The 20,688-nt window shown below is 56.3% G+C and carries 22 protein-coding genes; 15 read left to right on the forward strand and 7 right to left on the reverse strand.

Annotated features, from left to right (window positions below; translation table 11 throughout):
• Nucleotides 1-118: 118 nt before the first annotated feature.
• Nucleotides 119-1,147 carry an ACP S-malonyltransferase gene (locus tag A7P96_RS02075; protein WP_067524386.1) on the forward strand — a complete coding sequence of 343 codons (1,029 nt, stop codon included), beginning with the start codon at nt 119-121 and terminating at the stop codon, nt 1,145-1,147.
• An 886-nt stretch (nt 1,148-2,033) separates the two neighbouring features.
• On the opposite strand, the gene A7P96_RS02080 is transcribed toward A7P96_RS02075, so the two are convergent.
• Nucleotides 2,034-2,699 (reverse strand): hypothetical protein, encoded by a 666-nt coding sequence (locus A7P96_RS02080; RefSeq protein ID WP_067524388.1) that lies wholly within the window; start codon nt 2,697-2,699, stop codon nt 2,034-2,036.
• A 269-nt stretch (nt 2,700-2,968) separates the two neighbouring features.
• The gene (gene uvrA / locus A7P96_RS02085; RefSeq protein ID WP_067524390.1) at nt 2,969-5,818 is read right to left on the reverse strand and encodes an excinuclease ABC subunit UvrA; all 2,850 of its coding nucleotides are present in this window, start codon (nt 5,816-5,818) and stop codon (nt 2,969-2,971) included.
• A gap of 303 nt (nt 5,819-6,121) precedes the next feature.
• Between uvrA and mnmG the strand changes: the two genes are divergently transcribed.
• The 8 genes from mnmG to hslV all read left to right on the forward strand — a co-directional run bounded on the left by mnmG (nt 6,122) and on the right by hslV (nt 13,090).
• Complete coding sequence (mnmG, locus tag A7P96_RS02090) at nt 6,122-8,017, forward strand: tRNA uridine-5-carboxymethylaminomethyl(34) synthesis enzyme MnmG (protein ID WP_067524392.1); 1,896 nt, start codon at nt 6,122-6,124, stop codon at nt 8,015-8,017.
• 145 nt (nt 8,018-8,162) lie between these two features.
• Entirely contained in the window at nt 8,163-8,600 is a 438-nt protein-coding gene (locus tag A7P96_RS10595) for a hypothetical protein (protein ID WP_156496241.1), read from the forward strand.
• Nucleotides 8,601-8,922: 322 nt separating this feature from the next.
• Nucleotides 8,923-9,981, forward strand: coding sequence for an AI-2E family transporter (locus A7P96_RS02100; RefSeq protein ID WP_067524395.1), 1,059 nt, complete (start codon nt 8,923-8,925; stop codon nt 9,979-9,981).
• A 118-nt stretch (nt 9,982-10,099) separates the two neighbouring features.
• On the forward strand, nt 10,100-10,525 hold the full coding sequence (locus A7P96_RS02105; protein ID WP_067524397.1) for a PACE efflux transporter: 426 nt from the start codon (nt 10,100-10,102) through the stop codon (nt 10,523-10,525).
• A 123-nt stretch (nt 10,526-10,648) separates the two neighbouring features.
• The gene (gene rsmG, locus A7P96_RS02110; RefSeq protein ID WP_003824470.1) at nt 10,649-11,278 is read left to right on the forward strand and encodes a 16S rRNA (guanine(527)-N(7))-methyltransferase RsmG; all 630 of its coding nucleotides are present in this window, start codon (nt 10,649-10,651) and stop codon (nt 11,276-11,278) included.
• A gap of 58 nt (nt 11,279-11,336) precedes the next feature.
• Nucleotides 11,337-12,110 (forward strand): ParA family protein, encoded by a 774-nt coding sequence (locus tag A7P96_RS02115; protein ID WP_023887486.1) that lies wholly within the window; start codon nt 11,337-11,339, stop codon nt 12,108-12,110.
• Nucleotides 12,111-12,150: 40 nt separating this feature from the next.
• On the forward strand, nt 12,151-12,429 hold the full coding sequence (locus tag A7P96_RS02120; RefSeq protein WP_197476432.1) for a hypothetical protein: 279 nt from the start codon (nt 12,151-12,153) through the stop codon (nt 12,427-12,429).
• A gap of 127 nt (nt 12,430-12,556) precedes the next feature.
• Complete coding sequence (hslV, locus tag A7P96_RS02125) at nt 12,557-13,090, forward strand: ATP-dependent protease subunit HslV (protein ID WP_064106263.1); 534 nt, start codon at nt 12,557-12,559, stop codon at nt 13,088-13,090.
• A gap of 235 nt (nt 13,091-13,325) precedes the next feature.
• Here hslV and A7P96_RS02130 read toward each other — a convergent pair whose 3' ends face one another.
• The 3 genes from A7P96_RS02130 to A7P96_RS02140 all read right to left on the reverse strand — a co-directional run bounded on the left by A7P96_RS02130 (nt 13,326) and on the right by A7P96_RS02140 (nt 14,484).
• Nucleotides 13,326-13,628: a hypothetical protein gene (locus A7P96_RS02130; protein ID WP_067524399.1), complete on the reverse strand. Its 303-nt coding sequence runs from the start codon at nt 13,626-13,628 to the stop codon at nt 13,326-13,328.
• Nucleotides 13,625-14,047 carry a phage holin family protein gene (locus A7P96_RS02135; RefSeq protein ID WP_067524401.1) on the reverse strand — a complete coding sequence of 141 codons (423 nt, stop codon included), beginning with the start codon at nt 14,045-14,047 and terminating at the stop codon, nt 13,625-13,627. Before A7P96_RS02135 ends, A7P96_RS02130 begins: the two co-directional genes overlap by 4 nt.
• A gap of 125 nt (nt 14,048-14,172) precedes the next feature.
• On the reverse strand, nt 14,173-14,484 hold the full coding sequence (locus A7P96_RS02140) for a YqjD family protein (protein ID WP_003824529.1): 312 nt from the start codon (nt 14,482-14,484) through the stop codon (nt 14,173-14,175).
• A 292-nt stretch (nt 14,485-14,776) separates the two neighbouring features.
• Here A7P96_RS02140 and rarD point away from each other — a divergent pair, with 292 nt between their 5' ends.
• The 6 genes from rarD to A7P96_RS02170 all read left to right on the forward strand — a co-directional run bounded on the left by rarD (nt 14,777) and on the right by A7P96_RS02170 (nt 19,410).
• Complete coding sequence (gene rarD / locus A7P96_RS02145; RefSeq protein ID WP_197476433.1) at nt 14,777-15,676, forward strand: EamA family transporter RarD; 900 nt, start codon at nt 14,777-14,779, stop codon at nt 15,674-15,676.
• A 61-nt stretch (nt 15,677-15,737) separates the two neighbouring features.
• The gene (locus A7P96_RS02150; RefSeq protein WP_067524404.1) at nt 15,738-16,235 is read left to right on the forward strand and encodes an acyl-CoA thioesterase; all 498 of its coding nucleotides are present in this window, start codon (nt 15,738-15,740) and stop codon (nt 16,233-16,235) included.
• A 139-nt stretch (nt 16,236-16,374) separates the two neighbouring features.
• On the forward strand, nt 16,375-16,758 hold the full coding sequence (gene panD, locus A7P96_RS02155) for an aspartate 1-decarboxylase (RefSeq protein WP_067524406.1): 384 nt from the start codon (nt 16,375-16,377) through the stop codon (nt 16,756-16,758).
• Between the two features lie 166 nt (nt 16,759-16,924).
• Nucleotides 16,925-17,680, forward strand: a complete 756-nt coding sequence (gene surE / locus A7P96_RS02160; protein WP_067524408.1) for a 5'/3'-nucleotidase SurE — start codon at nt 16,925-16,927, stop codon at nt 17,678-17,680.
• The gene (locus A7P96_RS02165; protein WP_067524410.1) at nt 17,677-18,342 is read left to right on the forward strand and encodes a protein-L-isoaspartate(D-aspartate) O-methyltransferase; all 666 of its coding nucleotides are present in this window, start codon (nt 17,677-17,679) and stop codon (nt 18,340-18,342) included. Before surE ends, A7P96_RS02165 begins: the two co-directional genes overlap by 4 nt.
• An 87-nt stretch (nt 18,343-18,429) precedes the next feature.
• Nucleotides 18,430-19,410, forward strand: coding sequence for a peptidoglycan DD-metalloendopeptidase family protein (locus tag A7P96_RS02170; protein WP_067524412.1), 981 nt, complete (start codon nt 18,430-18,432; stop codon nt 19,408-19,410).
• A gap of 151 nt (nt 19,411-19,561) precedes the next feature.
• Here the strand turns inward: A7P96_RS02170 and prmC are convergent, their stop codons facing one another.
• Nucleotides 19,562-20,374, reverse strand: a complete 813-nt coding sequence (prmC, locus tag A7P96_RS02175) for a peptide chain release factor N(5)-glutamine methyltransferase (protein WP_067524414.1) — start codon at nt 20,372-20,374, stop codon at nt 19,562-19,564.
• A gap of 162 nt (nt 20,375-20,536) precedes the next feature.
• Nucleotides 20,537-20,683, reverse strand: a complete 147-nt coding sequence (locus A7P96_RS10600) for a hypothetical protein (protein ID WP_156496242.1) — start codon at nt 20,681-20,683, stop codon at nt 20,537-20,539.
• Nucleotides 20,684-20,688: the final 5 nt, after the last annotated feature.

The raw sequence follows: 20,688 nt of genomic DNA on the forward strand, positions 1-20,688 counted from the left end.
CACCCGTTATCACAGCAGCCCGTATAGTTATCGTAAGCAGTTCATTCGCCAGCATTGATTGGCATCTTGCGGACGGCACAGGTCGTCTGAAATCCATCACTTATACGGGAGCGACATCATGGCTAAACAAAAACGCCTGCTTGAACAACTGCATAACGAACCCTTCGCCCTCTGCTTCTCCGGACAGGGCTTTGATTGGATAAGCAGCCTGCGCGAGGCTTTGGCCGAAGGGGCGCGGGACAGGGCAAACGAAGTGGCCGCTGCTGCCGCCCGAATCTTGAAGCCCGTGGACAGGCAGATTGCGACAGCCCGACCGCAGGGTTTCGAGCCGGTAAAATGGGCGGAAAACGGCGCGGACGGCATTGATTTGGTGCGTGCCGCCGTGAGCGCGCCCGGCATTTTCCTGTCGCAAATCGCCAATCTGTACACGCTGGAAGCGTGCGGGCTGGACAGCGGCAAGGCAGCGGGCGTTATCGGGCATTCGCAGGGCATACTCGGGAGTTATCTGATGCGCGAGCCGCAGCACGCCGCCGAACTGCTGGCTTTGGCCGAATTGATTGGCGCGGCGGCCACGCTGCAAGGGCGCGCAACGGGCATGTATCTGCACGACGGCCTGCATCCGATGGTAATGGTGCAGGGCGTGAGCCGCGGGCAGCTTGCCGCCGTGATTGACGAACTGTTCCCCACAGATTCGGCCGACCGCCCGTGTATCGGCTTGCAGAACAGCGCGGACGGTTTTGTCGTTAGCGGCAAGCCCGAATCGGTGGCGCGCGTGTGCAACGTGTTGTCGGACACGGTGAAAGACGCAAACGGCCAAGCGCCCGAAAACCTGCTGTGGCGGCTGGACGTGGAAGTCGGCTTCCACCACCCCGCCATGCTGCCCGCCGTGGCGCAAGTGGCCGAATGGGCGGCAGCCTGCAGTTTGGATGCGGAACAGGCGCGCGGCATCGCGCAAAATGTGTTGGTCAATCCCGTGGACTGGGTGGCCGAATGCCGCAGCATGGCCGCGCTGGGCGTGCGGCGGATTTTGGAAATCGGCCCCTCCAGCGGCGTGGCCATGCTGACGCAGGCCGTGTTGGACGGGGAAGGAATTGAAGTGCTGGATGTTTCCGGCGCGGAAGGCAAGGCGGCGTTGTTTGGCGGATAACGGCGGTTTCTAATTTTTGAAACTGCGGCTGCCGCCAAGTTAAGAAAAGGCTACCTGAAAACGAACGAAGTGAGTTTTAACTTCGTTGAAGCCCACGCTTTCAGGTAGCCTTTATTGATTGGAATATTTGAATGGTAGCTTGCTCAAAACAAAGCTTCAACGGAGTTGAAAAGCAGCCTACACATTGGTTTGTTTTAGGTGGGAGGGCGGTTTGGGAATTGATGAATAGACCGTATTGGTATTTGAGGCCGTCTGAAAAGTGGCAGCTTCAACGAAAGCAAATTTGAAAACGGCAAACCGACAATCAAGCAACCGTGTGCGTGCGTACCGTACACACCCTACGCGTTGGTTTTGAAGTTTCATGTGATTCACAGGTAGGGTGTGTGGCGCAGCCACACACGCGGTTGCTTGGGTATGCAGGCTACGGCTTGCTAAATTATTTCTTTGATTTTTTACTTAATCCGTAAAAAACAAACCAAAATTTCTTTCCAATATCAAATAGTAAAAACAGAGATATGGAAAGAATAATTAAACTAATTTTTAGAATAAAAATACTTTCCTGCATCTCAAGAAATGGGTTGATGAATGTTAGACATATCAAACTAAAGAAACTAAAAGTATTCCAGAATATTGATTTAATTAAAGTATAAAATTGTCCAGTTTTTTTGCATTTTAGTAAGGAAATCATAATTCACTAATGAAGCAAACAACGCAAGAACAGCTAGCAATAAGCTAAATAAAGATACGGATAAATTATGTATCGAACCATATAAATTAGAAATTGATTTATTATCTAGCTTCATAATAACATTACTTCTAGAGAGAAATGTCCATAATCCTATTAATATGATGAAAATAGCAAGTAGAATTGTTTTATTTTTCATTATTATATCTCTATTGCTTCTTTAATCTGATCATACATTTTCTTTTTCCCTGTAGAAATTGATTGTAACATTTGACTTGTTTCTGGACAACGCGTTTTTTTCTTTTTTATTTCAACAGAGATTTTAGTTTTTATCTGATCTTTTAAAATATCAATAGGCATCTCTATCTCATTTAACTTTACTTTTAATCTTTTAGTTGTTTCTGATTGTTTAATTAATGTACTTATCTTTTCCTTTATCCATTTAGATAATCCCTTTTTTCGAGCATGTATTGATATTTTCCCATCAAATTTAGTTGCATTGCTATCATTCATCAGTTCCAATGCTGATTTGGTAAAATCATCTTCTGCGATATAGTCTTCTGTACGTGGCTTCGCAATAGTGTATTCCAAATAACGAACTTCCCCATTCATTACCCTATGCATAGGCATAGCATCTTGGCGAATAATTTCTAAAATTTCTACTTCATCTGCATGAGTGATTAGTTTTTGTAATAATTTACCAAGAGTGTTAACTGTCCCAGCTTCTATTGCATATTGAAATGAGATAAGTTCTCGCCCACTAATTTCTTTACTAATAATAAAATGACTTTTTTCTAAAAATCCCTCGTTCGCTTTTATCAATATCTCATTCAGTGTTTTGTTCTGCTGAACCAACAGGTGGGACATCTTCTCTTAACCGTGTTAAAGATCCCCCAATTTCGTTATCAGATAAACTACAAATATTTCTTAACTGGAAACGATTTTCTCCTAATTCAATTGGCTTAGATAATTCAATATTTTTTGGATAAATTCTTCCTGAAAAAAATCAAATGTACTGATTATTTTATCTTGTACTGAATTTTTTGCTTGTAATGTAAAAAAATATACAGTGTATTTTTTCATATTTAGTTTTGACATTTTAAATTCTCCTAGAAATAATTACTTGTTGTGGCAGATTACAAAACCACTTTCAAATACCTCCCAGTATAACTCCTCTTCACCTTTGCCACTTCCTCAGGGCTACCTGAAGCAATAATCCTCCCCCCGCCATCTCCGCCTTCCGGCCCTAAGTCGACAATCCAATCCGCAGTTTTAATCACGTCCAGATTATGCTCGATAATCACAATCGAGTTGCCTTTACCTTTCAGACGACCTATGACTTCCAGCAATAGGGCAATATCGGCGAAGTGCAGGCCGGTGGTGGGTTCGTCGAGGATGTAGAGCGTTCTGCCGGTGTCGCGTTTGGAGAGTTCCAAGGCGAGTTTGACGCGCTGGGCTTCGCCGCCGGAGAGGGTGGTGGCGGACTGGCCGAGGCGGATGTAGCCTAAGCCTACGTCCATCAGGGTTTGCAGTTTGCGCGATACGGTGGGGACGGCGTCGAAAAATTCGCGGGCTTCTTCGACGGTCATGTCAAGGACTTGGCTGATGTTTTTGCCTTTGTATTGGATTTCGAGGGTTTCGCGGTTGTAGCGTTTGCCGTGGCAGACTTCGCAGGGGACGTACACGTCGGGCAGGAAGTGCATTTCGACTTTGATGACGCCGTCGCCTTGGCAGGCTTCGCAGCGGCCGCCTTTGACGTTGAAGGAGAATCGGCCGACGTTGTAGCCGCGTTCGCGCGAGAGGGGTACGCCGGCGAAGAGTTCGCGGATGGGGGTGAACAGGCCGGTGTAGGTGGCGGGGTTGGAGCGCGGAGTGCGGCCGATGGGGGATTGGTCGACGTTGATGACTTTGTCGAGGTGTTCGAGGCCGTGGATGTCGTCGTATGGGGCGGGTTCTTCTTGGGCGCGGTTGAGTTCGCGGGCGGTGATTTTGGCGAGGGTGTCGTTAATCAGGGTGGACTTGCCGCTGCCGGATACGCCGGTGATGCAGGTAATCAAACCGAGCGGCAATTCGAGGGTAACGTTTTTAAGGTTGTTGCCGCGCGCGCCTTTGAGGACGAGCATTCGGTCGGGATTGACGGGTGTGCGTTCAGACGGCACGGCAATGGATTTTTTGCCGCTGAGGTATTGTCCTGTAATGGATTTTTCGCATTTGGCGACGTTTTCGGGGGTATCGGCAATCAGTACGTTGCCGCCGTGTTCGCCTGCGCCGGGGCCCATATCGACGACGAAATCGGCTTCGCGGATGGCGTCTTCGTCGTGTTCGACCACAATCACGCTGTTGCCCAAATCGCGCAGGCGTTTGAGGGTGGCGAGCAGGCGGTCGTTGTCGCGCTGGTGCAGGCCGATGGAGGGTTCGTCCAAAACGTACATCACGCCGGTCAGGCCGCTGCCGATTTGGCTGGCGAGGCGGATGCGCTGGGCTTCGCCGCCGGAAAGGGTTTCGGCGGAGCGGGAGAGATTCAGGTAATCCAGCCCGACGTTAATCAGGAAGCCGAGCCGCTCGGTGATTTCTTTGAGGATTTTTTCGGCGATTTGTTTTTTGTTGCCGTCCAAATCCAGCGTTTCAAAGAATTGGTGGGTTTTGGTCAGCGGCCAGGCGGAAACTTCGTGTAAAGGTTCGCCGCTGACGTAAACGTAGCGGGCTTCTTTGCGCAAACGTGCGCCGCCGCAGCTCGGGCAGGCGCGGTGGTTTTGGTATTCGCGCAGTTTTTCGCGCACGGTTTCGCTGTCGGTTTCGCGGTAGCGGCGTTCGAGATTGGGGATGATGCCTTCGAAGGCGTGGCTGCGGTTGAAGGTGGTGCCGCGTTCGGACAGGTAAGTAAAATCAATGACTTCTTTGCCTGAGCCGTGTAATACGACTTTTTTGACTTTTTCAGGTAGCGTTTCCCAAGCAGCCTGCACATCGAAACCGTAGTGCCGCGCCAGCGACTGAATCATTTGGAAATAGAACTGGTTGCGCTTGTCCCAGCCGTCAATCGCCCCCGTTGCCAGCGACAATTCGGGATGCGCGACCACTTTTTCGGGGTCGAAGAAATTGGTGTTGCCCAAGCCGTCACAAGTCGGGCAGGACCCCATCGGGTTGTTGAACGAAAAGAGGCGCGGCTCCAATTCGGGCAGGCTGTACGAACACACGGGGCAGGCGAAACGCGCGGAAAACCAATGTTCTTCGCCGCTGTCCATTTCCATCGCCAGCGCGCGCTCGTTGCCGTGGCGCAGCGCGGTTTCAAAACTTTCCGCCAGCCGCTGCTTGATGTCCGCCTTCACTTTCACGCGGTCGATGACCACGTCGATATTGTGTTTGATGTTTTTTTCCAGCTTCGGCACTTCGTCGAGCTGATAGACCTCGCCGTCCACGCGCACCCGCGCAAAACCCTGCGCCTGCAAGTCGGCAAAGAAATCGACAAACTCGCCCTTACGCTCGCGTACCGCCGGCGCCAAAATCATCACGCGCGTGTCTTCCGGCAGCTTCAACACGGCATCGACCATCTGCGACACGGTCTGGCTGGATAGCGGCAGATTGTGTTCGGGGCAATACGGCGTGCCGACGCGGGCGTACAAAAGGCGCAGATAATCATGGATTTCCGTTACCGTGCCGACGGTGGAACGCGGGTTGTGGCTGGTGGATTTCTGCTCGATGGAAATCGCAGGCGACAGGCCTTCGATCAAATCGACATCGGGTTTGTCCATCATCTGCAAAAACTGCCGCGCATAGGCGGACAGGCTCTCGACATAACGCCGCTGCCCTTCGGCATACAGCGTGTCAAACGCCAGCGACGACTTGCCGCTACCCGACAGCCCCGTTACCACCACCAGCTTGTGGCGCGGAATGTCCAAATCGACGTTTTTCAAATTATGCGTGCGCGCGCCGCGGATGCGGATGGTGTCGTTGTCGCGGGTGTGGTGTGGGTGGTTGTGGTTGCACATGATGAAGTCGGAAAACTCGAATAAAAAGAAACCGCGTATTGTAACACTTTCAGCCCGCCTATTGCCCCGCGCTGCAAACCGGAAAGGCTACCTGAAAGCCGTTTTTCAAGCGCACAACTTTTTCAGGTAGCCTCTATCCCGGCACAGGCTACCTGAAAATAAGCAAAGCGAATTTCGCCAAAACGAGATTTCCGGAGGAAGCCGGGTTTCTGCCAAGCCTAAAACCCTTTTCCGTTTTTCAGGTAGCCTCATCCGGCGGTAAAACCGCGTATAATCGCTTGATTTTTTACTACCCACACAATCATGCCCACCATCCTCTACCCCAAAACCTACGACGTCATCGTCGTCGGCGGCGGCCACGCAGGCACGGAAGCCGCGCTCGCCGCCGCACGCATGGGCGCGCAGACGCTTTTGCTCACACACAACATCGAAACGCTCGGACAAATGTCGTGCAACCCCTCCATCGGCGGCATCGGCAAAGGACATTTAGTACGCGAACTCGACGCACTCGGCGGCGCGATGGCGTTGGCCACCGACAAATCCGGCATCCAGTTCCGCCGTCTGAACGCCAGCAAAGGCGCGGCGGTTCGTGCCACGCGCGCGCAGGCGGACCGTATCCTGTATAAAGCCGCCATCCGCGAAATGCTGGAAAACCAAGAAAATCTGGAGCTTTTCCAGCAGTCGGTTGACGACGTAACGCTCGACGGCGACCGCATTTCAGGCGTAGTTACCGCGATGGGCGTGGAATTTAAAGCCCGCGCCGTCGTGCTGACCGCAGGCACGTTTTTGTCCGGCAAAATCCACATCGGTTTGGAAAACTACGAAGGCGGCCGCGCGGGCGACCCCGCCGCCAAATCGCTGGGCGGGCGTTTGCGCGAATTGAACCTGCCGCAAGGTCGTCTGAAAACCGGCACGCCGCCGCGTATCGACGGCCGCACGATTGATTTCTCCCAGCTCACCGAACAGCCCGGCGACACGCCTGTGCCTGTCTTTTCCGTGCGCGGCAATGCCGAAATGCACCCGCGCCAAGTGTCCTGCTGGATTACGCATACCAATTTGAAAACACACGAAATTATCCGCAGCGGCTTCGACCACAGCCCCATGTTCACCGGCAAAATCGAAGGCGTCGGCCCGCGCTACTGCCCGTCCATCGAAGACAAAATCAACCGCTTCGCCGACAAAGACAGCCACCAGATTTTCCTCGAACCAGAAGGCCTGACCACCAACGAATACTACCCCAACGGTATCTCCACCAGCCTGCCGTTCGACATCCAAATCGCGCTCGTGCGCAGCATGAAAGGCCTGGAAAACGCCCACATCCTGCGCCCCGGCTACGCCATCGAATACGACTACTTCGACCCGCGCAACCTCAAAGCCAGCCTCGAAACCAAAACCATCCAAGGCCTCTTCTTCGCCGGACAAATCAACGGCACGACCGGCTACGAAGAAGCCGCCGCACAAGGCCTGCTCGCAGGCGCGAACGCCGTGCAATACGTGCGCGGACAAGACCCGCTCCTGCTGCGCCGCGAACAAGCCTATCTCGGCGTATTGGTGGACGACCTCATCACCAAAGGCGTGAACGAACCCTACCGCATGTTCACCAGCCGCGCCGAATACCGCCTGCAACTCAGGGAAGACAACGCCGACATGCGCCTGACCGAAGACGGCCACAAAATCGGCTTGGTATCCGAAGCGCAATGGCGCATGTTCAACGAAAAACGCGAAGCCATCGAACGCGAAATCCAACGTTTGAAAACCACGTGGTACACGCCGCAAAAACTCGCCGAAGACGAACAAATCCGCGTGTTCGGACAAAAACTCAGCCGCGAAGCCAACCTGCACGACCTCCTGCGCCGCCCGAACCTCGACTACGCCGTACTGATGACGCTCGAAGGCGCGCAACCTGAGTGCAGGCTGCCTGAAAACGTGATTGAGCAAGTCGAAATCCAAGTCAAATACCAAGGCTATATCGACCGCCAAAACGAAGAAATCGACAGCCGCCGCGATTTGGAAACGTTGAGGCTACCTGAAAACATCGATTACAGCAAAGTCAAAGGCTTATCCGCCGAAGTGCAGCAAAAACTCAACCAGCACAAACCTGAAACCGTCGGACAAGCCAGCCGTATTTCCGGCGTCACACCTGCGGCAGTGGCGCTGCTGATGGTGCATCTGAAGCGCGGGTTTAAAGGGGCGAAGTAGGCTACCTGAAAGCGTAGCTTTAATAAAGACTGCCTGAAACTGTGTAAGTATGAATAACCAACATTCCGCATATTGCCCACGCAATGCACACCATGCTTTGCAAGCTGCTTGTATTGTTTGCATAAACCACATAAGGAGGTAAAAAATGAATACTGCCCATTTCCCCAAATTCCTATCGGCTCTGCTGCTTGGCTTTGTTATGCCTGCTCAAGCATATGTAGAGTCAATAACTTGTGGTGGTATCGGCGGTCGTTGCAACATCATACATATAGAAGATTGCATCATGTTGCAGGCAAACGGTAGCCACCATACCGAACGCTGTTCGGTTCACTCCTTTGTAAGTGGATTTTTAGAGCCGAAGCCAACTAGACAAGTTGTCCATGCTGTCCATATGATTAGCTTCGGCAAAAATCCGGCCAACATTACTTATGATGTCCGAAACAGCGCCAAATTTTATGTGGATAACGCATTCCAATGCAGTGAAAAAACGGATGACGGCTATCTCTGCTTCCCCGAAACCCGCCCCGATACCGCAATATGTATTAGTTCCGCTATAGTCAATAAAATGCCTTTTGAGCATTGATTTTTAATGCTCTTCAGAAAACATTGCATTGACTTTATGTAAAATTCAGTGGTTTTAAATGAAAAATCAATGCTTGTTCCACTATTTAGATGTGCGGATTGAAGTGTGCGAAGAAGTGCGTGCAGCTTCTGCTTCTGGTATCCGCTTCTCCTTTTCAGGTAGCCTGAAAGAAAGGCTTAATATAAAGAAAAGAAATTCTAGTTTTAGCAGAATCGCCGAGCCTATCCCTCCACCCACCGCGCTATAATCCGCTGTTTAAAGGCTACCTGAAACCCAATCCCTGTTTTTCAGGTAGCCCCACCCTTTTACACACCACCACATCATGCACACCGAATCCGCCAAATTCCGCACTGCTTCCTATATCCTGATGGCCGCCGCGCTGTTGGTTATCCTGTATTTCCGCTTCCTGCCGCTGCTGCTCTCCATCATCCTCACCTACATTTTCATCAACCGCACCAACGGCCTGATTCTGTGGATGCGCCACCGCCTGCTGCCGCACAACACCTTCCTGCACCGCTCGCTCAATGTGCGCAACATCAACCTCGTTTCCGCCACGTTCACCATCAGCCTGGTGCTCTTGGCCATCACCTTGATGGCGCTAGGCGTGTACCGCCTGATTCACAGCGGGCACATCACGGTGATGCTGGCCAAGCTCGCCGCCATTCTGGCCAACACCAAAAATAACGGCGAGCTGCCGCCGGCCATTTTGAACATGCTGCCCGAAAATCTGGCTGAAATTAAAGCTGCCGCTGCCGAACTGCTTACCGAATACGGCGCCACGCTCACCCGCATCAGCAAAAACAGCTTCACTTCCTTTGTGTACGTGCTCATCGGCGTGATTATCGGCGCGCTGCTCAGCTTCCACCGCCTCAACACCCGCCGCAGCCGCCATCAGATGCCGCCGTTCAAAGCCCAGCTGGTGCGGCGTATTACCAACTTCCAAACCAGCTTCGAGCGCGTGTTTATCGCCCAGGTGAAAATCTCCTTAATCGATACCGCCGTTACCGCCGTTTATCTGTATCTGATTCTGCCCGCCTTCGGCGTGGAACTGCCTTTCCGCCTCACCGTGCTGGTGATTGCCTTTGTGGTGGGGCTGGTGCCGGTGGCCGGTAATTTGGTGTCCAACACAGTCATCATCATCCTCAGCCTGGGCGCGTCGCTCTACGTGGCGGCGGCATCGCTGGTGTTTTTGGTGGTGGTGCACAAGCTGGAATATTTCCTCAACGCCAAAATCATCGGTTCGCAAATTGAATCGAGCGCGTGGGAATTATTGCTGGTGATGGTGGTGTTCGAGCGAATCTTCGGCATCAGCGGCATCATCATTTCGCCGGTGTATTACGCTTATTTGAAGAACGAGCTGAAGCAGGCGGGGCTGATTTAGCGGAATAGGGGCTACCTGAAATTTGGCAAGCCACGGCTATTTAGAATAAGAGGCTACCTGAAACTTTCAGGTAGCCTCTGCGCTATAATATTGCTTCACCCCCCACGCGAGCCGAATCGTGAGCTTTTTCGAGCGTTTTATCCATGCCTTGCTGTTTGAAACCAGCGCGGTGCTGATTTCTGCTGCGGCCGTGCTGCTGTTTGGGCTTTCCCATGCCGGCACGGCGTTTGGCATGAGCGTGGCGGTGTCGGTCACGGCGATGGTGTGGAATTTCCTGTTCAACTGGGGGTTCGACAAAATCTTCACCGGCCGGCGCGAGCGGCGCGGTTGGGGCGTGAGGATGCTGCAAACCGGCGCGTTTGAAGGCGGGCTGCTGTTTTTCACCACGCCGCTGATTGCCTGGTTTCTGCAAATTACGCTGTGGCAGGCACTGCTCACCGACATCAGCCTCACCCTCTTGATTGTGCTCTACTCCCTGGTCTACAACTGGGCGTTCGACCACATCCGTGCCTATTGGCTGGCCAGTCGGCACAAGGTTTCCTAGCCGCCAGATTTTATTCTTTGTATAGATGGAGTAAAATCCGCCCAACATTCCAACAGGCTACCTGAAACAGCCAAACCCTTTTCAGGTAGCCCTAATCTTTATCCAAAATTCAAACACACAATTATGGACAACAAACAACAACTGCAAGAAGGCCTTGCCGCCCTCGGCCTCAACCTTTCCACCGCCCAGCAGCTTTTGCTGCTCGAACACGCTTCGCTGCTGCAAAAGTGGAACCGCACCTACAACCTTACCGCCCTGCGCCGCAACGACCAAATCATCAGCCGCCACATTCTCGACAGCCTCACCCTGCTGCCCTATGTGAAAGAGGCAAAAACCCTGATGGACGTAGGCTCCGGCGGCGGCATGCCCGGCATTCCCACCGCCATCTGCCGACCCGACCTGCAAATCACCCTGCTCGACGCCAACACCAAAAAAACCGCATTCCTGCAGCAAACCGTGATCGAGCTGGGCTTGAGCAACGTTACCGTGGCCGCCGGCCGTGTGGAAACCATCTACGATAAAAAAGTGGACGTGGTAACCAGCCGCGCCTTTGCCGAGTTGGCCGATTTTGCCGCGCTCACCAAACACCTGCTCAACGAAAACGGCTACTGGGCCGCCATGAAAGGCGTGTATCCCTACGAAGAAATCGAGCAGTTGCCCGCGAATATCGAAGTGGTGTCTGCCGATAAGCTCGATGTGCCCATGCTGGAAGCCGAGCGGCATATGGTGATTATGCGCCCCAAGCGTGCATGAAGCCGAAATTAGCCCGAATTTCCAGTTTCCCCAACCCTTCCCCTAGAAAGGCCAGATGATGAGCGCTACCGTTATCGCCATAGCCAACCAAAAAGGCGGCGTGGGCAAAACCACCACCGCCGTCAATCTGGCCGCTTCCCTGGCCGAACGCAAACAGCGCGTGCTGGTGGTGGATCTCGATCCACAGGGCAACGCCACCACCGGCAGCGGCATCGACAAAAGCAGCCTGCGCAGCGGCACCTATCAAGTGCTGCTCGAGCAGGCCGCAGCTGCCGATTCCCGCCTCAAAAGCCCGCACGGCCGCTACCACATCCTCGGCGCCAACCGCTCCCTGGCCGGGGCAGAAGTGGAGCTGATTCAGGAAATCGCCCGCGAGATGCGCCTCAAAACCGCCATCAAGCCGCTTCTGCCCGAATACGACTACATCCTCATCGACTGCCCGCCCACCCTCACCCTGCTCACCCTCAACGGCCTTGTGGCCGCCGACCGCCTCATCGTGCCCATGGTGTGCGAATACTACGCTCTCGAAGGCATTTCCGACCTCATCGCCACCGTGCGCAAAATCCGCAAAGCCATCAATCCCAAGCTCGACATCCTCGGCATCGTGCGCACCATGTACAACCCGCAAAGCCGCCTGTCGCTGGAAGTGGGCGAGCAGCTGGAAAAACACTTCTCCCGCCTCGTGTTCAACACCATCATCCCGCGCAACGTGCGCCTGGCCGAAGCCCCCAGCCACGGCATGCCCGCCCTGGCCTACGACCCCAAAGCCAAAGGCAGCATCGCCTATCTGGAACTGGCCGACGAAGTCATCGCCCGCTGCAAAGCGGCCTAAAGCCAGTGGGAAAGGCTATCTGAAACCCCGTTGGCCGAGTTTGCCACCCCCGACTCTCCCAACAAACCGCTACGCCCGCCACGCCGCTGCACTGGCCGGCCGCCCATTCCGCCTCACTGCCCGCACCGAACAGCCCTACTACTGCACCATCCTCCTGCTCGACGCCGTGCGCACCCAAGCGCCCGCCTTCAATCCGCCCTGGCAAAATATCGACCTGGCCGTATTTCGCGGCGAATACCTCTTCCCCGAAACTTTCGCCCAAAGCGACATCGAATGGCTTGCCGTCATCCCCGCCCAAGCCCCCGCCGATGCCCGCTAAAGCAGAAACCCAGCGGCCAAATGTTTTCAGGTAGCCTCATCCCGCTTTGAGGCTACCTGAAAAATTGAAATCCGCGCCGCCGCCCTAATCTGCCGCCTGTTCCCAACCGTTTCAAAAAGGAAGCACCATGCAGCAATTCGACGGCACCACTATCGTTTCCGTGCGCCGGGGCGGCCAAGTCGCCATCGGCGGCGACGGCCAGGTCAGCCTGGGCAACACCATCATCAAAGCCACCGCGCGCAAAGTGCGCAAACTGTATAACAACACTGTTTTGGCCGGATTTGCCGGCGGCACGGCCGATGCGTTTACCCTGATCGAGCTTTTCGAAGCCAAATTGCAGAAACACCAAGGCCGGCTCACCGTATCCGCCATCGAGCTGGCCAAAGAATGGCGCACCGACCGCGCCCTGCGCCGCCTCGAAGCCATGCTGATTGTGGCCGACAAAGACAACACTCTCATCATCACCGGCAACGGCGACGTGCTCGAACCGGAAGGCGGCATCGCCGCCATCGGCAGCGGCGGCTCCTACGCCCAGGCCGCCGCCCGCGCACTGGTGGAAAACACCGAGCTGCCGCCCGAAACTGTGGTGAAAAAAGCATTGGAAATCGCCGGCAGTATCTGCATCTACACCAACGACCAACACACGGTGGAAACGCTCTAAGCCCCGGCCGAATGTAAGAAAGGCTACCTGAAAACGGTTCAAACCGGTTTTCAGGTAGCCTTTGCCGTTTGGCGCCAACATGCTTGCAGCTTGTCTATGGTTGGAAGGGCTAGGTTTCAGGTAGCCTGCGGCAAATGCGCAGGCTGGCTCAAATAGCAAATGCCCAAGCGGAGTCATCAGTTTGAATTGAATACCGGCATCGAAATCAGGTAGCCTTTGCCATCAGATCCAATATTTATTTTCCCTTTTTCCCTTTCTCTGGCTCGCTGCTCCACCAGCGCCACAGCAGGCGGCCGAATTTGGGCAGCAGTTGGCGTTGTTTGGGGGCGGGCAGGACGGCGGCTTGCCACAGTAGCATGGCTAAGGGCAGGCTGTCGGCCAGTTTGAGCCAGTCGATGGGCTTGTTGGCGCGGTTTCGGCCTTGTTGGCGCAGCTGTTCGCTGCGGATTTTCAGACGGGCGAGTTCGGCTTGCAGGGCGAGCAGTTCGCGCTGCTGCGCCTTGCTGAGCGGCTGCTGGGGCTGAGGCTGGGCGTTCATTCGGGCTGCTCCGGCGTGATGTCGGTAGGCTGGGTGCTTGCACTGGCGGTATGGCCGCGCAGGGTATCGAGGTCGCGGCGCATGTCGGCGAGGGTGGAGGCTACTTGAACGCCGGCCTGCCGCCAGCCGGACAGGGCGCGTGCAAGCAGAAGCCAGGCAATGAGCAGGAGCAACACGGGTAGGCCGAAAAACACCCAGATTTTGGCGCGTACGGGCAGGACGGCATCGAGGCCGAAGAAGAGGCTGACCAGGGCGGCGAGCAGCAACACGCTGCCGGCGAGCAGGGCGGCGGTGATTTTGATGAAGCCTGAGGCTTGCCCGGAAAGGTCGATACCGAGGATTTGCAGGCGCAGCAGCAAGAGGTCCGCGCCTTGGTTGATGAGGAAGCGGATGTGGTTGATGTTGTGTTTGAGGCTCATGCGGCGCTCCCGGTGGGATGGGGATAGTGGTGCCAAATAGGCGCACAACGCTATGCTCTGTCTATTTGGCGCAATGATAAAACGCCCGCCTGCACAGGGCGGGGCGGGCGGCTGGGTGGCAAGTATTAACGGCGGTTAAGCAGCACGCCCACGACCAAACCTGCAAGGGCGGCGAAGCCCATGGCGTAGTAGGGTTTGTCTTGCACCAGTTGGTCGGCCTGGCGGGCGGTGTGTTTCACGCGCTCGGCAGCCACTTCTTCAAAGTCGCCCAATTTGCGCTGGGCAGCCTGCAATTTGCGCTGCAGCTTGCCGCGCAGCTGCTCGGCTTCTTTGCTGCCTTCTTCAACGCCGCTGTGGTACAGCTCTTCCACGTCGTCGAGCACGGCGCGCACTTCTTGCAAGAGTTCTTCTTTCTGCTGGTCAAAATCTTTACTCATGTTTTCGTCTCCTGATTAGGTTGGGGGAGCAGCATTCCGGCTGCCGCTTGGGTTTATATGGAGCAACGGAATGGTTTATCAAGGCTACCTGAAAAATATACCGCCATCTTTTCAGGTAGCCTTTCCCGCCCTGCCTGAGGCTACCTGAAACTCTGCATCGTATGTGGTAAGCCGATAGGGCGGTTTGATTTCACTTTTGCCACACCGTGAGCCAGCCGCTGCCCGATTGGTATCGAATAGTGTTAATTCATTATATAATCAAGCTTTTCTGTATTCATTCCCCGGGGTGTTTGTGTCGGACTTGAGCAAAGGCGTGGTGTTGTGCCTGCTGTCGCAGCTGCTGTTTAGCGTGCTGTATCTGTTTAGCCATTGGATGCAGCCGATTAGCGGTACGGATGTGTTTGCGCTGCGTATGGTGATGACGGCGGCGGGGCTGTGGCTGATGATGGCGTGGACGCTCGGCTTGGCAGCAATGCCGCGGTTTGTGCAACAGTTTCTCACCAGCCCGCGCCGCTGGCTGCTGTTTTTGCTGGGCACGTTGGATGCGGCCAGCCAGTTTTGGCTGTTTATGTGGGCGCCGGTCAACAACGAGGGTGTGAATGTGGCGATGGGCTATTTCCTGTTTCCGGTAGTGATGGTGTTGGTGGGGCGGTTTTGGCTCACGGAGAGGCTCAACGGCCTGCAAACCGCGGCGCTGGTGTTGGCGGGCTTGGGTGTGGCACACGAAATATGGACACAGCAGGCTTTTTCGTGGACCACGCTGTGGGTGTGCCTGGTTTTTCCGGTGTATTACACCACGCGGCGCCAAATGAAAATCCCGGCCTTGCAGGGGCTCACGCTGGATTTAACCCTGATTCTGCCCTTTGCGCTGGCCTACCTGCTGTGGCATGCCGATATGACTGCCTGGGTGCTGGGCGAGCCGCGCTATTGGCTGTTGTTACCGCTGTTGGGCGGATTGAGCGCGGTGTCGATGTCGCTGAACATGAAATCGGGGCTGCTGCTGCCGGTCAACCTGTTCGGCATGCTCAGCTATGTGGAGCCGGCTTTGCTGTTTCTGCTGGCGGTGTTGGTGTTGAAAACACCTGTGCAGCCCTCGGCCTACATCACCTACGGCCTGATTTGGGCGGGGCTGCTGCTTTTGGTGGCCAATAGCTGGCGTGGCATGCAGAAATCGCACCATAAACAAGTTTAATCAAATCATACCGCATTAATAGCATAGAATAATCTTTCACTCTCACACACCGAGGAGCACCATGACCGAATCCCAAACCCGCCAGCTGCCAGCGCACGAACTGGTGATGTCTGAACTGATGATGCCCAACGCCGCCAATTTCAGCGGCAATGTGCACGGCGGCGAGCTTTTGCGCCTGCTCGACCAGGTGGCATATTCCTGCGCCAGCCGCTACAGCGGGCACTATTGCGTTACCCTATCTGTGGACAAAGTATTGTTTAAAGAGCCTATTCACGTGGGCGAGCTAGTTACGTTCTACGCCAGCGTCAACTACACCGGCCGCACCTCCATGGAAATCGGCATCCGCGTGGAAGCGCAAAACATCCGCACCGGCCAAGTGCGCCACACCAACAGCTGCTATTTCACCATGGTGGCCATGGAAAACGGCAAGCCCGTGCCCGTGCCGCCGCTGCAAATCACTGGCGAACGCCAGCGCTGCCGCCACGAAAAAGCGCTGCAGCGCAAACAGCTCAGCCTGCAAGCCTCCGCTTCCCTGCCCTGCGGCTGCGGAGCAGAATAAGGCTACCTGAAACTTGCAGGCCAGGCAGAAATGCCCGGCAAACCGGCATGGGCGGAAAGAGGCTACCTGAAAATTACCGGCAGCCTTCAGCCCGTGCACCGCTTGCGATAGAATACCGCTTTTTTCCAGGATTCCCGAAATGTTCCGAACTTTGCTGGGCGGCAAAATCCACCGCGCCACCGTTACCCGCGCCGATTTAAACTACGTAGGCAGCATCACCGTGGATTTGGATCTGCTCGATGCGGCGGGCATCTGCGTAAACGAGAAAGTGCAGATTGTGAACAACAACAACGGCGAGCGGCTAGAAACCTACACTATCGCCGGCGAGCGCGGCAGCGGCGAAATCTGCCTCAACGGCGCGGCGGCACGGCTGGTGCAGCCGGGCGACGTGGTGATCATCATGTCGTACGTTTTGCTCTCCGAGCCGGAAATCGCCGCACACCGGCCGAAAGTGGTGCTGGTGGACGCACAAAACAAAATCCGCGATGTAATCAACTACGAACCGGCCAATACCGTTTTGTAAACCCCAAAGGCTACCTGAAAGCAATGCCGGGCTTGGATTTTGTGTAGCCAAAGCGGCCGCTTCAGCAGAGCCCAAATCCCCAACCGAGTTTCAGGTAGCCTGCCGCCCCGTTTGCAGGCTACCTGAAACCCCAAACTACCCGTTTTCAGGCAGCCACAAGCCAACCATGAATATCCTCATCAGCAACGACGACGGCTACCAAGCCGAAGGCCTCGCTATCCTCGCCCGGGTGGCCGCCGAATTTGCCAACGTGCGCGTGGTCGCCCCCGAGCGCAACCGCAGCGGCGCCAGCAATTCGCTTACGCTCGACCGCCCGCTGCGCATTCAGGAAGCCGCCAACGGCTTCTATTTTGTGGACGGCACCCCCACCGACTGCATCCACCTCGCCCTGCACAGCCTGCCCGATTTCCAGCCCGACTGGGTATTTTCCGGCATCAACCACGGCGCCAATATGGGCGACGACACTCTCTACTCCGGCACCGTAGCCGCCGCCACTGAAGCCTATCTGCTCGGCATTCCCGCGATTGCTTTTTCGCTCAACGACAAAAGCGGCCGCTATTGGCGCACCGCCGAACAGGCCGTGTGGCGGCTGCTCACCCATTTGTTCGCCGCGCCTAAGCCCGCCGCGCCCGTACTGTGGAACGTCAACATCCCCGCCGTGCCGGAAAACCAAATCCAAGGCATCACCACCGTGCGCCTGGGGCGGCGTCATCATCAGCAAAGCGTGGTGGCTGCCCGCAGCCCGCGTGGCGAGAATGTATATTGGATTGGCGCGGCCGGCGAAGTGCTCGGCCGCGAAGAAGACACCGATTTCGCGCAAAACGAAGCCGGCATGATTACGATTACCCCGCTCTCCGTGGATTTAACCGACCACACAGGTTTAGGCGGCGTGGCGCAATTCTGGCAGGATACCGCACTATGAACGCAGCACACACCAGCGGCAGCTTCGATTGGCGGCGGCGCAATATGGTGCAGCGGCTGGCCAAAATGGGCATCAGCCGCGCCGACGTGCTCACCGCCATGGGCAACGTGCCGCGCCATGTGTTTGTGGAAGAAGCCCTGCGCTCGCGCGCCTATGACGATATGTCGCTGCCCTTGGGGCTGGGGCAGACCATTTCCCAGCCCTACACCGTGGCCGTGATGACCCAGCTCATGCTCGGCGACGCGGCGGCGGAAAACTTCGGCCCGGTGCTGGAAATCGGTACCGGCTGCGGCTATCAAACCGCCGTGCTGCAAGCCGTGGGGCTCAAGCAGATTTATTCGGTGGAGCGGCTGCAGGCGCTGCACGAAAAAGCCAAGCTAAACCTGCGCACCGCCCGTTTGCTCGGCGGCACGCGGCTGGTGTGCGGCGACGGCTACCTCGGCCTGCCCGAAGTCGCCCCGTTCAACGGCATCCTTGTGACCGCCGCCCCGGCCGAAGTGCCGCTGCCCCTGCTGCAACAGCTCGCCGTGGGCGGCCGCATGGTGATCCCGCTGGACGAAGGCGGGCAGCAATACCTGTGGCTCATCGAAAAAACCGCCCACGGCTTCCACGAAACCTGCGTGCACGAAGCCCGCTTTGTACCGCTGATTAACGGAACTTAACCGCGATAAACGCCGCCCAACCTTGCATGAAACCGCACGGATTGCTTATGATTGCGCTGTTCCCGTGCACAGAAAGCCCGCATCCCCATGAATCAATTGTTTACCTTCCGCACTCTTCCCCTCGCCCTCACCGTTTTCCTCGGCGCTTGCGCCCTCACCCAGCCCCCCGCCCCGGTGGTGTCAGGCAACGGTGCCAGCTACGGCAACAACTACGGCGGCAACACCGCCGCGGCCGACAACAATCCCTACGGCGCGCAACCCTACAGCCCGCCTGCCGCCACCCAAGCTGCTAACACTACCCCCTACACCCCGCCGGCTGCTGCGCCCGCTCCTTATACCCCGCCCGCAGCTAGCGCCGCTCCTGCCGGCGGCAGCGGCTACACCCCGTCTTATGCCCCGGTAGACGTAAACGCTGCCCAGCACACCGTGGTGCGTGGCGATACCGTGTATAACATCGCCCTGCGCTACCGCATCAGCCAAGACAATCTGCGCGCTTGGAACAATCTGTCCGACAACAACATCAGCGTCGGCCAAGTATTGCGCGTGAAGCCCGCCGGCTACACCCCGCCCGCCACCGCGCAAACCCCGCCGCCCGCTACTCCGCCGCGCACCACCCCTGCGCCGGTGCCCACTCCCGCCCCGTCGGCTAACACCGCGGCCACCCCCGCCGCCACGCCTTCCGTATCCGGCAGCACCCGCAGCGCCGCCGGTATCACCTGGCAGCGCCCCACCGCCGGCAACATCCTCACCCGCTTTGGCGGCAGTGAAAAAGGCATCAACATCGGCGGCACTGCCGGCCAGCCCGTCGTGGCCGCTGCCGACGGCAAAGTGGTGTACAGCGGTTCCGGCCTGCGCGGCTACGGCAACCTCATCATCGTGCAGCACAACCAAACCTACCTCACCGCCTACGGCCACAACCAGCGCCTGCTCGTGCGCGAAGGCCAAACCGTGCGCCGCGGCCAAAGCATTGCCACCATGGGCAACAGCGACAGCCAGCGCGTGCAGCTGCACTTCGAGCTGCGCAAAAACGGCCAGCCGGTAGATCCGCTGCAATATATTCCGAACTAATCCCTCAGGCGAAACAAAGGCTACCTGAAAACTGCAAACTGGTTTTCAGGTAGCCTTTTGAGTGTGCCGACAAAATAAAGCCAGTTATTGCCGTGTATGGCGGAACTCTGCCCATACTAAGGGCAAGCCAAGGCCGTAGAAAGCGTGTTGGCTATACCGCTTTCCGCCCGATACTCACCCTATCCAGCCCGGCCAAGTCGCGCAGAGTTTCCTCCTGCTGCCAGCCGTGTTCGGCCAACATGCCGCGCACGGCTTCACCTTGGTTCCAGCCGTGTTCCAGCAGCAGCCAGCCGCCGGATTTCAGGTAGCCTTGGGCCTGGGCAGCGAGGGTGCGGATATGGCTGAGGCCGTCGGCAAAATCGGTGAGCGCGGCGGCGGGCTCGAAGCGCAGGTCGCCTTGCTGCAAATGCTCGTCTCCAGCTTCGATGTAGGGCGGATTGCTGGCGATGATGTCGAACAGGCCTTCTGCCGCGGGCAGAGCCGCAAACCATGAGCCTTGCGCCCATTCGATGCTTGCGCCCAACGCGGCGGCATTGGCTTGCGCCACAGCCAGCGCATCTGGGCTGATGTCGGAAGCGCGCACGGCGGCATCGGGGCGCTCCAGCGCCACGGTAAGGCCGATGATGCCGCTGCCGCAGCCCAAATCCCACAGCCGCCCGCCCGGGGGCAGGCGCGCAAGTGCGGCCTCCACCAAAAGCTCGGTTTCGGGGCGCGGAATCAGCACGGCGGGCGACACACGGAAACTTCTGCCGTAAAACTCGCGGCTGCCGAGCAAATAAGCCATCGGCTCGCCACGGCGGCGGCGCGCGGCCAGCATGTCGAGTACGGCACGTTGCGGCTGCGGCAATTCGTCGCCACTCCGGCTGATGAGCCGCACATGATTGATGCGGCACACGGCTTCCACCAGCAGCCGCGCTTCCAGGCGGGGCAGGCGGCAGGTATCCAGCCATTGTTGGAAAGTCATGATCGCTTCTTTAAATCAATAAAACGGCGGCTATGGTAGCCGAAACGGCGGCGCGGCAAAAGGCTACCTGAAAGCGTCGGCTTGGATGTAGTTTCTAACCAAGTTAAGAATGGTGGTAGCCATTGAGGCAGCATTTTCAGGTAGCCTCCAGCTCCCGCAAGCTTAGAAACGCTTTTCCCTGCCCAACAGGCCATTTTTGCCGTCGTCATTGAGTGGTGCAGCAATGCGCAAGGCTACCTGAAACTTGGTCGACGGCTCGTGCGGGAACAGCATCGCCTCCGAGCTGTCTGCCCCATCTGCCGCAGGCAATAATC

The sequence above is a fragment of the Eikenella sp. NML03-A-027 genome, assembly GCF_001648395.1.
GTDB lineage: Bacteria > Pseudomonadota > Gammaproteobacteria > Burkholderiales > Neisseriaceae > Eikenella > Eikenella exigua.